Source organism: Nocardia arthritidis NBRC 100137, assembly GCF_001612765.1.
Taxonomy (GTDB): Bacteria; Actinomycetota; Actinomycetes; order Mycobacteriales; family Mycobacteriaceae; genus Nocardia; species Nocardia arthritidis.
The window spans coordinates 133,516-145,560 of the sequence record NZ_BDBB01000019.1 but is presented as its reverse complement, the minus strand read 5'-3'; the positions used below and the strand labels follow the sequence as shown (position 1 = coordinate 145,560).

Here is a 12,045-nt window from a genome sequence, read left to right as displayed (position 1 = left end):
GAGGACTCCTTGGGTCGAACGGTTCTGGCGAACCCTTTTGTTACTCGTGGGTTCTTACCGAATCTACGTCCCGTCGCCGAGTACCGGAAGCGTGCGTCCCGGCCAGTGCGTCCAGCAGCACCGGCAGCAATTTCGCCGCGGCCAGTTCGTAGCCCGCGGCCGACGGGTGGAATCCGTCGGCGGAGAACAGGAGCTCGGGCGCGGCGCGGAACTCGGGCGCGAGCAGGTAGCCCATCCGCACCGGGTGCCCGCCCGCCACCGTCGTCGCCACGTGCTGCGCCTTGGCCAGCCGCGTGCTCCAGTTCTGCACGACGGTGCGCAGCGGCTGCGGGATGGCGGTCACGATGCCCAAGTTCGGGCAGGTGGCGACCACCACCACCGCGTCGGCGCGGCGCAACCGGGCGACCGCCGCGGCCAGTCTGCGCGCGGAGGCCCGGATCGAGTGCTTCTTGGTCACGTCGTTGGCGCCGACGAGGATGACCGCGGCATCCGGCGGCGGCCCTGCGACGAACATCGCGTCCACCTGACCGGCCAAGCCCTTGGAGGTGGCCCCGGAGATCGCTTTGGTGCTCAGACGGATCCGCCGCCCGGTCGCCTCGGCGAGTCCGCGGGCCAGGCGAACGCCCGGCACCTCGTCGGCCACCGTGCAGCCGAGTCCCGCCGCGGTGGAGTCGCCGAAGATCATCAGATGCAGGTCGGCGTGCTTGCCCGCCCGCCACGGCTCCGGCGCCGCGCAGCCCGCGGTGTAGATGCCGTCGGCTTCCGGCGGCTTGGAGGTGTCTCGGCCGATCATGCCGCGCGCGACGCCCGCCTGCGCCATGAGCAGGCGATAGGTCGCCCACCACGCCGTCCCCGCGCCCGAACCGGCGAGCAGGGCCGCGGCTCCGGTCATCGCCGCGGTGCGCCAGCGGAACTGAGGTGCGCTCACGCCAGGAATTTTACGAAAACGAGGTCAGCCCGGTACGACGAAGCTGCCGCGAGCGGGGATGCTCGCCGCGTCGGTGGAGACGGTGACCTCGACGAGGCCGGGGCCGGTGTCCTGGAACAGCGCGTACTGGATGCTGCCGTAGATGCCGGTGACCACGACGTTGTCGTAGCTGCCCGTCGCCCCGGTGGTGACATTGCGCCACGCGACGGTGGTGCGGACCTCGCACAGCGGCGCCAGCGGGTAGATACCGGGCCCGATACCGTTGACGGGGAGCGCGCGGACATTGAGGATGGCGCGCCCCGGCCATTCGGGACCGGTGTCGGCCCAGGTGCGGATGCTGGTCCAGCACAGACCGCCGCGCGCGAGCGTCGGCACCTGCGGGAATTCGACGGTCGCCGCCTCCGCCTGCGCGCCCGATCCGACCACTAGAGCCAGCGCCGATCCGGCCAGAAGCGTTGCGGCGCGGGTGATGTTCGGCTGCCTCATGGCAGCGATCCTAAGGCTGCGGGCGCCGGTTCGCGCGCACTCCGAGGCCGCTGCGCGCGGCGTGCGCGAACTCACAGTTAGTGCGTCTGCAACTATGGGGGCCATGCGCATCGCGGATCATGTCGTGGATCTCATCGGCAACACGCCGCTGGTCCGGTTGAACTCGGTCGTGGGACCGAACGCGGGGCTGGTCGCGGCCAAGATCGAATACTTGAACCCGGGCGGCAGTTCGAAGGACCGGATCGCGGTGAAGATGATCGACGCCGCCGAGCAGTCCGGGAAGCTGCGGCCGGGCGGCACCATCGTCGAGCCCACCTCCGGCAACACCGGCGTCGGCCTCGCCCTGGTCGCGCAGCAGCGCGGCTACAACTGCGTGTTCGTCTGCCCCGACAAGGTGAGCGAGGACAAGCGCAACGTGCTGCGCGCTTACGGCGCCGAGGTCGTGGTCTGCCCGACCGCGGTGCCGCCGGACCACCCGAACAGCTACTACAGCGTCTCCGACCGCCTGGTCCGCGAGATCGACGGCGCGTGGAAGCCCGACCAGTACTCCAACCCCGGCGGTCCGGCCAGCCACTACGAGACCACCGGCCCGGAGATCTGGCGCGACACCGACGGCAAGGTCACCCACTTCGTGGCGGGTGTCGGCACCGGCGGCACCATCACCGGCACCGGCCGCTACCTCAAGGAGGTCTCCGGCGGGAAGGTCCAGATCATCGGCGCCGACCCCGAGGGCTCGGTGTACTCCGGCGGCACGGGGCGGCCGTACCTGGTCGAGGGCGTCGGCGAGGACTTCTGGCCGTCGGCCTATGACCCCGCCGTGCCGGACGAGATCATCGCGGTCTCCGACGCGGACTCCTTCGACATGACCCGCAGGCTGGCCCGCGAGGAGGGCCTGCTGGTCGGTGGTTCCTGCGGCATGGCGGTCGTCGCCGCCGTCGAGGTGGCGCGACGCGATCCGGACGCGGTGGTCGTGGTGCTGCTGCCCGACGGCGGCCGCGGCTACCTGTCGAAGATCTTCAACGACGAGTGGATGAGTTCCTACGGCTTCCTCCGCGAGCGGCTGGACGGCACCGCCGAACCACTCGTGGGTGACGTGCTGCGGGGCAAGTCCGGCGCGCTGCCGGACCTGGTGCACACCCACCCGTCGGAGACGCTGCGCGACGCGATCGAGATCCTGCGCGAGTACGGCGTGTCCCAGATGCCCGTGGTCGGCGCCGAGCCGCCGGTCATGGCGGGCGAGGTCGCGGGCAGCGTGTCCGAACGCGATCTGCTCTCGGCGGTCTTCGAGGGCCGGGCCCACCTGACCGATTCGGTGGCTCAGCACATGAGCCCCTCGTTCCCGCTGATCGGTTCGGGCGAGCCCATCTCCGCCGCGACGAAGGCGCTCTCGGATACCGACGCGCTCATGGTCGTCGAAGACGGCAAGCCCGTCGGCGTGATCACCCGCCACGACCTGCTCGGCTTCCTCAGCACGGGCAGCCTGGGCCGGTAGGCGGACACCGACCGATCCGGACAGCGATGCTCTAGCGCCGACTCGCCGTACCGCACAGGGCAGTGCGGCGAGTAGGGCGCCTCTCGGCTGTCGGCCTACGCCGGTCTCCTGCCGCGCACCGTTTCGCGCACGCCGCCGGTGATCAGGTCGGTCCATTCGTCGGCCAGCAGGGCCAGCCGGTACCAGGCGGCGTGCACCCGCGCGTCGGACACCTTCTCGGCGGTGTGCAACAGGTGGCTGGCGTGGACGTGCGCGGCGGCCATGCGGTCGACCGTGGCGCCTACGGATTCGGCGCGCAGATGATCTGTCGACCGCTTCCTGGGCAGCTGGTCGACCACCCACGCGTCGATGGCCGCGACCAATTCCGCTCGGCGGCAATCTATTCCGGCTGCGGCCAGCGGATCGCGGTGGCGCCTGCGGTGCAGCGCGGCCAGTGTCGCGGCCCAGCCGAGCAGGGGATGGTCGTCCGCAGGATCACTCGGTCGACCGCCGAAGGCAGCCACCAATTCGCGCTGATCCGGCAGTCGGCGGGCGACGCCGTGGGAGCGCCGCGGCAGATGGTCACGCACGAACATGGCAGGCTCCCAGTACATCCGGAACCGACCACGGTGCGCGAGGGTCGATCGTCAACGTGTGCATCTTCGCACCTCCGATGGTGTGGCGGTGGAGGCATCGCCCCAATGCCCGGGTCCCCCAATATCATCCGCATTTCCCTTGGCCTGACGGTGACACCCATATGGCACCTGAATGACAAGAGGTAACAATCCTCTACCCATCCCGCCCGCGACTCGTGTGAGGCCGGCCTCGCACGAGTCGCGCATCTCGAGCCCTGTGCGCGAACGTGATTCCGCGGGGCGAACCGGATCAACCGGGCAAGAGGTGGTGGGACATGGCGAAGACCGCGGCGCCCGCCCGGGTGCGGTGGCCGGTCTTGGTGCGCAATTCGGTGAGGTGGTGGGTGACGGTGCGTTCGGGGAGGAGCAGTTCGGCGGCAATCTCCCGGCCACAGCGGCCGCGAGCCGACAGGCGCAGGACGTCGATCTCGGTGGCGGAGAGGCCGTGGCCGCCGGGGCCGGGGCGCTCCGCGGCGGCCGCGATCACGGCGGTGCAGGCGTCACCGTCGAGGCGCCCCGCGGCGACTTCGGCGCCGAGGTGCGCCGCGGCTTCCTCGGGACGAGCGGCCGGACGATAGGGTCGCGCTTCGGTGCAGGCCGCGAAGATGTTCGCGGCCGCGAGTAATCGGGCCCCCGGCGAAGCATCCCGCGCACCGGGGGGATAGCCGCTGCCGTCGAGTCGTTCGTCGTGCCCTGCGGTGAGTTCGGCCAGATCCGCCAGCCCGGGGCAGCGGCGCAGGATGCGTTCGGTCCAATAACCGCGCAGCCGTACGCGTTTCCAGTCCTGCGGTCCGAGCGGGCCGCCGCGGTCCCAGACCGTGCTGGACACCGCGGCCCGGCCGAGATCGTGCAGCAGGGCGGCGGCGCGCAGTACCGCCCGGTCGTCGGCGGGCACGCCCATCCGGCCGGCCGCGGCATCGGCCAGTCCGGCCACGTGCGCCGAATGCCCAAGCAGGTAACGGCCTTTCAGGTCGACGACCATGGCCAGCGCGAGGCCGGGCCGGTCGAGTTTGGCGGACGGGAGCGTGGCCTGCGCCCCTGGTTCCGCGGCGAGGACGGCGGCGAGCAGGTCGGGGACGTCGAGCACCGCGCGGATGGCATCCGCGTCACAGACGGCCACCAGGTCGGGGTCGAGGTGCCCACCGGCTCGTCGCCGCAACTCGCCGAGTACGACGCCCGGCCGGCTCGCCACCGCGCCCAGCGCGGGGTCGTGCCCGAACCCACCCCCCCGATGCTCGGTTCCTCGGCGCGGGAAGTTGCCGCCCACCGGCAGGGCGGTCGCGGGTTCCTCGCCGACCCCCTCCAGCGCGAGCACTGCCTGTTCGGCCACGTGCAGGATCCGTCCGGCGAGCGAGATGGCCTCCCCGCGCAGCCGGTCCGGCGCACCGAGTCCGTCCCAGCGTTCCTCCACCTCGGTCAGCGCGCGAACGGCGGCATCCGGCAGGCCCAGTCGCGATCCGAGCGCCCGGACCAGCTCGCTCGACGAACGCAGGGCCCGCGGGGCGCCGGCCTGCACCTGCGCGACGAACCGATTGCGCAGCGCGGATTGGGCGGCGGGCGACCAGTGGCCGAATCGGCGCAGCTGCGCGGTGAAGACGGTGGAATCACCGGGGTCGAGCACATGGCACGCGCGTTGGAAGGCGATGTCGTCGGCATACGACTCCGCATTCTCCGAGGCGCGGCCGGTACATCCGAGGGCGGCCAGCAGTGCGGCGAGGAAGACGGCGTGGCGCTCGGCGTCCGCCAGCCCGATCCGCTCGGCGAGGTGGGTGGCTACCAGGCAGGTGGCCAGCCCCTTTTCCAACGGCATCCCGGTGGCGAGATCGGTGGTCAGCGACAGTGCCGCGAGGACCTCGGCGGCGCGGATCGACGACATGCACCGACAGTAGTGTCCGTTCGCGGCGCGCGCAGGACCAATTCGGTTCTCCCGGACCGTAATCCGCGCCCGGCTCGCATCACGGGATCGAGCCCGCGCCGGATAGCCCGCTGGACGGCCGTTCGGCCCGGAGGGGCCTATTTCAGTGGTCCTGTCTCATTCATCAGATTTTGGCAACTTCTTCGCAAATCGCGTTGCCGAGTGAAGTCTGAGAGGTATAACCGGGCAATATGTCATCGTGGCAAACGTCATGTTGTCGACGGATAGCGAAGGGCAGGTAATGCGCACCTCCAGTTCGGCTATCGATTACCAGCAGGGATTGTCCGACGCGTGGAGTTCCGTGGCGAGGTTCGTGCCCCAACTCGCCGGGTTCCTGCTCATCCTGCTCATCGGCTGGCTGGCCGCCAAAGCGGTCGCCACGATCATGGGGAAGGTGCTGGAGCGGGTCGGTTTCGATCGCCTCGTCGAGCGCGGCGGGATCCGGCAGCTGCTGTCGCGCAGTCGCTACGACGCCCGCGATCTGCTGGCGAAACTGGCGTACTACGCGATCCTGTTGCTCGCCCTGCAACTGGGCTTCGGGGTCTTCGGGTCCAATCCGGTGAGCGACACGATCGACGGCATCGTCGCCTGGCTGCCCAAGGCGGGCGTCGCGATAGTCATCCTGGTCGTCGCGGGCGCGGTCGCCCACGCGACGCGCGAGATGGTCGGCAGCCTGCTCGGCGGCCTGTCCTACGGCCCGATGCTCGGCCGGGTCGCGGCGGTGTTCGTGTGGGGTATCGGCATCGTGGCGGCGCTGAACCAGATCGGCGTGGCCACCTCCGTCACGCTGCCGATCCTCATCACGGTGCTCGCCACCATCGGCGGCATCCTGGTGGTCGGCCTCGGCGGCGGCATGGTCCGCCCGATGCAGCAACGCTGGGAGAACTGGCTCGGCGAGCTGGAGGAGGAGATGCCCGCGGTCCGCGGACGGGCCGCGGCCTACCAGCGCGGCCGCTCGGACGCGGCTCGTGAGCAGCTGTGGATGGATCAGCAGGCGGCGCGGGGGCAGCAGTGGGAAGAGCGGCCGGACTCCGGTGCGGAATGGCAGTGGGACCGGTGGACCGACCGCGGGGAGAGCGTGCCGTGGCAGGACGGTCCAGGGCGGCAACGGCACCAGCACGGTGCGCGAACTCGGGGACAGCACCGGGGCGATGGGACGAGGTCCGGCGGCGCCCACCCGTCAGCGCGCGAGTACTTCGACTTCCCCGACGAGGACGATTTCCGTTAGACCAGCAATTTTTCAGTTTTCTTCGGTCTCGAACTCATCTCTCGGCCGCTCTGCTATTTGAACGCGATTCGGCGAATATCCCTGTGAAATAGCTTTCAGCGGAAGGCATTCGCGTCGGTCAGGGCCCGGCCGAGCACCAGCTGATGCACCTCCGCGGTGCCCTCGTAGGTGAGCACCGACTCCAGATTGTTCGCATGGCGGAGCACGGGGTAGTCGAGCGTGATGCCGTTGGCGCCGAGGATGGTGCGGCACTCGCGGGCGATGGCGATGGCCTCGCGCGTGCTGTTCAGCTTGCCCGCGCTCACCTGCTCCGGTGTCGCCACGCCGCGGTCCTTCAGCCGCCCGATGTGCAGCGCGAGCAGCTGTCCCTTGCCGAACTCCAGCGCCATGTCGGCCAGCTTGGCCTGGGTGAGCTGGTAGGCGGCCAGCGGCTTGTCGAACACCTCGCGGGTCCTGGCGTACTCGATGGTGGACGCCAGGCACTCGCGTGCCGCGCCGAGCGCGCCGAAGACGATGCCGAAGCGCGCCTCGCTCAGGCATGCCAGCGGCGAGGCCAGCCCCCGCGATCCGGGCAGCACCGCGTCGGCGGGCAAGCGCACGTCGTCGAAGTCCAGTTCCGCGGTGACCGACGCGCGCAGCGACAGTTTGCGGTGCATCTCCCGCGCTGTGAACCCGGGCGTCCCCGCGGGCACCAGGAACCCGCGGATCACCTGCCTGCCCTCGTCTTCGGTCTGCGCCCAGACCACCGCGACATCGCTCACCGACCCGTTGGTGATCCACATCTTCGCGCCGTTCAACACCCAGTCCGCGCCGTCGCGCTTCGCCCGGGTGCGCATGCCGCCAGGGTTCGAGCCGAAGTCGGGTTCGGTGAGCCCGAAGCAGCCGATCGCCCGGCCCGCGGCCAGTTCCGGCAGCCATTGCTGCTTCTGTTCCTCCGAGCCGAATTCGTGAATCGCGGTCATCGCCAGCGAACCCTGGACCGAGACCATGCTGCGGACACCCGAGTCAACCGCCTCCAGCTCCTGGCAGGCCAGGCCGTAGGTGGTCGCCGACATGCCCGCGCAGCCGTATCCCTCCAGATGCATGCCGAGCAGTCCCAGCTCGCCCAGCTCCGGGGCCAGCTCGCGGGCCGGGAAGGTGCCCGCCTCGAACCAGTCCGCGATGTGCGGTCGCAGCCGCCGGGCCGCGAAGGCCGCGACGGTGTCCCGGATCTCGCGTTCGTCCTCGGACAGCAGTGCGTCGGTAGCGAACAGTTCTTCCACAGTGACCATGGAGTCAGCCTAAATGGGGGCCGGTCCGGTGAGACCGAGCTCACGCCCCCTGCTCTCGGGCGAAAGATTTCCGACGCAACTCCGCAGGTCGCGGAAATCGACCGGACCCGCGGGGCAGGATCCCGCTGCGTCGACGCCGTTGTGGAGATTTGCCCGATTCTGCCGCAGGCGCGGCCGAGATATGCGCACACCTGGAAGTTGCCCAGGGATCGCCCCGATTAGGCTGACCCTCATGAGCGAGCTGGGATTCTCCACACGGGCCGTGCACGCCGGGTATGAACCCGATCCGCAGACCGGCGCGGTGAATGTGCCCATCTACGCGAGTTCGACGTTCGCCCAGGACGGCGTGGGCGGTCTGCGCGGCGGTTTCGAGTACGCCCGCACCGGCAACCCCACCCGGTCGGTGCTGGAGGCGAACCTCGCCGCGCTGGAATCGGGCCGCTACGGCCGGGCCTTCGCCTCCGGCATGGCCGCGACCGACTGCGCGCTGCGCGCCACGCTGCGTCCGGGCGATCACATCGTGATCCCCGACGACGCCTACGGCGGCACCTTCCGGCTGATCGACAAGGTCTTCAGCCAGTGGGGGATCGAGCACTCGCCCGCGCACGTGTTCAACGTCGACGAGATGCGTGCCGCGATCCGGTCGAACACCAAGCTGGTGTGGATCGAAACCCCGACCAACCCGCTGCTGAGCATCGGCGACATCCCGGCACTGGCCGAGGTCGCGCACGCGGCGGGCGCGAAGCTGGTCGTCGACAACACCTTCGCGACCCCCTATCTGCAGCAGCCCCTGCTGCTCGGCGCCGACATCGTGGTGCACTCCACCACCAAGTACCTCGGCGGCCACTCCGACGTCATCGGCGGCGCGCTGATCACCGACGATCCGGAACTCGACGCGGCGTTCGCCTTCCTGCAGAACGGCGCGGGCGCCATCCCCGGCCCGTTCGACGCTTTCCTCACACTGCGCGGCATCAAGACGCTCGCGCTGCGGATGGACCGGCACTGTGACAACGCCGAAATCCTCGCCGACTTCCTGTCCCGGCATCCGTCGATCTCGCAGGTGATCTACCCCGGTCTGCCGGAGCACCCCGGCCATGCCGTCGCGGGCAAGCAGATGCGCCGGTTCGGCGGGATGATCTCGGTGCGGTTGCACGGCGACGTAGAGGCCGCGCGCAAGTTCTGCTCGCGGACCGAGGTGTTCACCCTCGCCGAGTCGCTGGGCGGCATCGAGTCGTTGATCGAGCATCCGGCCGCGATGACGCACGCCTCCACCGAGGGGTCCGAGCTGGAGGTGCCCGCCGATCTGGTGCGGCTCTCGGTCGGTATCGAGGATGTCAGCGACCTGCTCGCGGACATCGAGCAGGCATTGAGCTAGGTTCACGGATATGAGGAAGCGGCCGCACCCGATGATCGGGCGCGGCCGCTCGTGTCCGCGGGGGTGTCGGCCGGGCGCGGGGCCGCGGCCGAGTGCATCAGCTGTGGTAGGGCTCGGCGCTGAGCAGGGTGACCTTCATCGTGTTGCCGTTGGGCAGCGTGTATTCCCTGGTCTCGCCCACCTTGGCGTCGATGAGCGCGCCACCGAGCGGAGAGTTCGGCGAGTAGGTCTCCAGCTTCGAATCGCTGAGGCCCTCCTCACGGGTGGCGATCAGGAAGGTTTCGGTGTCCGTCTCGTCGCCGTCGTAGTAGACCTTGACGACCGACCCGGGAAGCGCGACGCCGGACTTGGTCGGTGCGACGCCGACCTTGGCATTGTTCAGCAGCTCCTGCAGCTGGCGAATGCGCGCCTCCTGCTGACCCTGCTCCTCGCGGGCGGCGTGGTACCCGCCGTTCTCCTTGAGGTCGCCCTCTTCCCGGCGTTCGTTGATCTCGGCGGCGATGACCGGACGGTTGGCGATGAGCGCGTCGAGTTCGCTCTTGAGCCTGTCGTGCGACTCCGGGGTCAGCCAGGTCACTTGCGTCTCAGTCATCTCGATCACTCCCTAGTAGTTGTTCCCGGCAGGCCGGGATTCCCTGAGCACTGGCGTGTACCCACCCGGAAGCGGGCATGCACCAGTCGACGGCTAGAGCGATCCTGGGAAGTTCATCGAACCCCGACAGGCCCTGGTCGCGGGCAAGCTCGCAAGCCCGAACCGTCAGCGCTGGCCGCCAATGCAGCAAACACGGCTCCGAGCCCCGGAACCGTGTATCACGCCATTTTAGCATGATTCACAAATGTGCAGGTCGGAGTTGATTTCGTAGGCAGGTCGCCGGTGTATGCGCGGAAATCAGCCAGCTCGCAGGTAGCCGGGTACCCGATCGCTGCACGCGTACACACTGCCCGACGCGGGCCGCGCGGACGCGCGCACGACGGTGGTCAGCTCCACCGTCCCGCTGCTCGACGGTTCGATCAGCACTTCGCGGCGGCCGAGTTCGGAGCCGTCGCGCGCCATCGCGCGGACGAAACACACCACCGGCCGCTCCGGGTCGGCCCGGGTGACCTTGAGCCGGATGGTCATGGTCGAGTCGTCGACGACGACATAGCCGAGCTGCTCGGCCTCGATGTCCTCCGGCCCGTACTTCTGGTATCCGAGATAGGCCACGCCGAGGCCGGCGAGCACCACCAGAACGCCGAGCACCGGCACGATCCAGCGGCGCGGCTTGCGGGGCCGGGTGCCGTACCGGTCGGCGGGAGGCAGGCCCGGTGACGCCGCCGCGGCCTTCGCGTCACCGCCGGGCTCCGGCGCGGGCTGGCTCATGGTGGTCGCTCCCGGGGGGTACGTCGGAACAAATGTGGGTCGAATGGAACTATAGGTAACGAAGCCCCGACACCCGCGACCGAGAGCGACGGAGAACGAGACGTGAGTGGCCTTCGCCTCATGGCGGTGCACGCCCACCCAGACGACGAATCCAGCAAGGGTGCCGCGACGACCGCCCGCTACGCAGACGAAGGACACGACGTCCTCGTCGTGACGCTGACCGGCGGAGAGCGCGGAAGCATCCTCAACCCGGCCATGGACACCCCCGGTGTCCTGGAACGGATTCACGAGATCCGTCGCGAAGAGATGGCCGCCGCGGCGCGCGCGCTCGGCGTGCGCCAGCACTGGCTCGGATTCGTCGACTCGGGGCTGCCCGAGGGTGACCCGATGCCGCCGCTGCCCGAAGGCAGTTTCGCGCTGGTTCCGCTGGAGGAGGCCACCGAGGCCCTGGTGCGCGTGGTGCGCGAGTTCAAGCCGCACGTGATGACCACCTACGACGAGACCGGCGGCTACCCGCACCCCGATCACATCCGCTGCCACGAGGTGTCGATGGCGGCGTTCGAGGCGGCCGGGGATCCGGAGCGCTTCCCCGAGGCGGGGGAGCCGTGGACGCCGCTCAAGCTGTACTACGACCACGGCTTCAGCATGCGGCGGATGGAAGCGTTCGCCGCGGAGTACGAGCATCTCGGCGAACCGTTCCCGATGCAGGAATGGCTGGACCGGATGCGCAAGTACGCCGCCGAGCGGGGTGACATATTCGCCCGGATCACCACCCAGATCGAGTGCGCCAAGTACTTCCCGCAGCGCGACGACGCCTTGCGCGCGCACGCGACGCAGATCGACCCGAACGGCGCGTTCTTCGCCGTTCCGCTGGAGATGCAGCAGCGGTTGTGGCCGACCGAGGAGTTCGAGCTGGCCAAGACCCGGGTGCGCACCGAGCTGCCGGAGACCGACCTGTTCGCGGGCATCGAGGACGAGCGGTCGTGACGCTGGTCCTGCTCGCCCAGACGCCCGGGACGCCGACCGGCCCCGAGTTCGGCAAGGCGTCGCCGCTCGGTCTGGTCATCGTCCTGCTTCTGCTCGCGGGGACCTTTCTGCTGATCCGCTCGATGAACCGGCACATCAAGGGCCTGCCCGCGACGTTCGAGCCCGAACACCCAGAACCGGACCAGGAGGCCGACGAAGGCACCGAGCACGGCGTCACCCGTCGTGCCGAAGGGACCGAAGGCGCAGGCCCGGAAGGGCGCGCCGAATCGAGTTGACCGGGCGCTGAGCCCGCTGATCTGCTCTTTGTCACTCTTCCGCGCTCTCTTTCGTCGATGAGGTAGTCGCGGCACGAACCACGGCCCGTCCTGTCGGGAGGGCCGGCTCACGCA

Annotated in this window: 12 protein-coding genes; 5 read left to right on the top strand and 7 right to left on the bottom strand. The window is 69.6% G+C overall.

Annotation, left to right across the window (positions count from 1 at the left end; genetic code table 11):
* Positions 1–40: 40 nt before the first annotated feature.
* Positions 41–892, bottom strand: coding sequence for an SGNH/GDSL hydrolase family protein (locus NA8_RS16120; protein WP_063051230.1), 852 nt, complete (start codon positions 890–892; stop codon positions 41–43).
* Positions 893–952: 60 nt separating this feature from the next.
* On the bottom strand, positions 953–1,414 hold the full coding sequence (locus NA8_RS16115; RefSeq protein WP_063051189.1) for a hypothetical protein: 462 nt from the start codon (positions 1,412–1,414) through the stop codon (positions 953–955).
* A gap of 103 nt (positions 1,415–1,517) precedes the next feature.
* Here NA8_RS16115 and NA8_RS16110 point away from each other — a divergent pair, with 103 nt between their 5' ends.
* Positions 1,518–2,906, top strand: a complete 1,389-nt coding sequence (locus NA8_RS16110) for a cystathionine beta-synthase (RefSeq protein WP_063051188.1) — start codon at positions 1,518–1,520, stop codon at positions 2,904–2,906.
* 95 nt (positions 2,907–3,001) lie between these two features.
* Here NA8_RS16110 and NA8_RS16105 read toward each other — a convergent pair whose 3' ends face one another.
* Both NA8_RS16105 and NA8_RS16100 read right to left on the bottom strand, forming a co-directional pair.
* A complete protein-coding gene (locus tag NA8_RS16105) occupies positions 3,002–3,481 on the bottom strand; it encodes a DUF4254 domain-containing protein (RefSeq protein ID WP_063051229.1) in 480 nt (159 codons plus the stop codon).
* 289 nt (positions 3,482–3,770) lie between these two features.
* On the bottom strand, positions 3,771–5,396 hold the full coding sequence (locus NA8_RS16100; protein WP_063051187.1) for an HD domain-containing phosphohydrolase: 1,626 nt from the start codon (positions 5,394–5,396) through the stop codon (positions 3,771–3,773).
* A 238-nt stretch (positions 5,397–5,634) separates the two neighbouring features.
* On the opposite strand from NA8_RS16100, the gene NA8_RS16095 reads away from it, so the two are divergent.
* Positions 5,635–6,663, top strand: a complete 1,029-nt coding sequence (locus NA8_RS16095) for a mechanosensitive ion channel family protein (protein ID WP_245663857.1) — start codon at positions 5,635–5,637, stop codon at positions 6,661–6,663.
* Positions 6,664–6,758: 95 nt separating this feature from the next.
* On the opposite strand, the gene NA8_RS16090 is transcribed toward NA8_RS16095, so the two are convergent.
* A complete protein-coding gene (locus NA8_RS16090; protein ID WP_063051186.1) occupies positions 6,759–7,934 on the bottom strand; it encodes an acyl-CoA dehydrogenase family protein in 1,176 nt (391 codons plus the stop codon).
* Positions 7,935–8,166: 232 nt separating this feature from the next.
* Here NA8_RS16090 and NA8_RS16085 point away from each other — a divergent pair, with 232 nt between their 5' ends.
* Positions 8,167–9,309 carry a cystathionine gamma-synthase gene (locus NA8_RS16085; RefSeq protein ID WP_063051185.1) on the top strand — a complete coding sequence of 381 codons (1,143 nt, stop codon included), beginning with the start codon at positions 8,167–8,169 and terminating at the stop codon, positions 9,307–9,309.
* 97 nt (positions 9,310–9,406) lie between these two features.
* Here the strand turns inward: NA8_RS16085 and greA are convergent, their stop codons facing one another.
* Entirely contained in the window at positions 9,407–9,901 is a 495-nt protein-coding gene (gene greA / locus NA8_RS16080; protein WP_063051184.1) for a transcription elongation factor GreA, read from the bottom strand.
* Positions 9,902–10,198: 297 nt separating this feature from the next.
* A complete protein-coding gene (locus NA8_RS16075) occupies positions 10,199–10,669 on the bottom strand; it encodes a DUF4307 domain-containing protein (RefSeq protein ID WP_084466838.1) in 471 nt (156 codons plus the stop codon).
* Positions 10,670–10,789: 120 nt separating this feature from the next.
* Here NA8_RS16075 and mca point away from each other — a divergent pair, with 120 nt between their 5' ends.
* A complete protein-coding gene (gene mca / locus NA8_RS16070) occupies positions 10,790–11,656 on the top strand; it encodes a mycothiol conjugate amidase Mca (RefSeq protein WP_157106733.1) in 867 nt (288 codons plus the stop codon).
* Positions 11,653–11,931: a hypothetical protein gene (locus NA8_RS16065; RefSeq protein ID WP_063051182.1), complete on the top strand. Its 279-nt coding sequence runs from the start codon at positions 11,653–11,655 to the stop codon at positions 11,929–11,931. The genes mca and NA8_RS16065 overlap by 4 nt, the downstream gene beginning before the upstream one ends.
* The last annotated feature ends 114 nt before the right edge of the window (positions 11,932–12,045 follow it).

Excerpts from the sequence above, each read along its gene's own strand:
- NA8_RS16075 (WP_084466838.1), bottom strand. The coding sequence starts at position 10,669 with ATGAGCCAGCCCGCGCCGGAGCCCGGCGGTGACGCGAAGGCCGCGGCG.
- greA (WP_063051184.1), bottom strand. The coding sequence starts at position 9,901 with ATGACTGAGACGCAAGTGACCTGGCTGACCCCGGAGTCGCACGACAGG.
- NA8_RS16120 (WP_063051230.1), bottom strand. The coding sequence starts at position 892 with ATGACCGGAGCCGCGGCCCTGCTCGCCGGTTCGGGCGCGGGGACGGCG.
- NA8_RS16115 (WP_063051189.1), bottom strand. The coding sequence starts at position 1,414 with ATGAGGCAGCCGAACATCACCCGCGCCGCAACGCTTCTGGCCGGATCG.
- NA8_RS16100 (WP_063051187.1), bottom strand. The coding sequence starts at position 5,396 with ATGTCGTCGATCCGCGCCGCCGAGGTCCTCGCGGCACTGTCGCTGACC.
- NA8_RS16105 (WP_063051229.1), bottom strand. The coding sequence starts at position 3,481 with ATGTTCGTGCGTGACCATCTGCCGCGGCGCTCCCACGGCGTCGCCCGC.
- mca (WP_157106733.1), top strand. The coding sequence starts at position 10,790 with ATGGCGGTGCACGCCCACCCAGACGACGAATCCAGCAAGGGTGCCGCG.
- NA8_RS16085 (WP_063051185.1), top strand. The coding sequence starts at position 8,167 with ATGAGCGAGCTGGGATTCTCCACACGGGCCGTGCACGCCGGGTATGAA.
- NA8_RS16110 (WP_063051188.1), top strand. The coding sequence starts at position 1,518 with ATGCGCATCGCGGATCATGTCGTGGATCTCATCGGCAACACGCCGCTG.
- NA8_RS16090 (WP_063051186.1), bottom strand. The coding sequence starts at position 7,934 with ATGGTCACTGTGGAAGAACTGTTCGCTACCGACGCACTGCTGTCCGAG.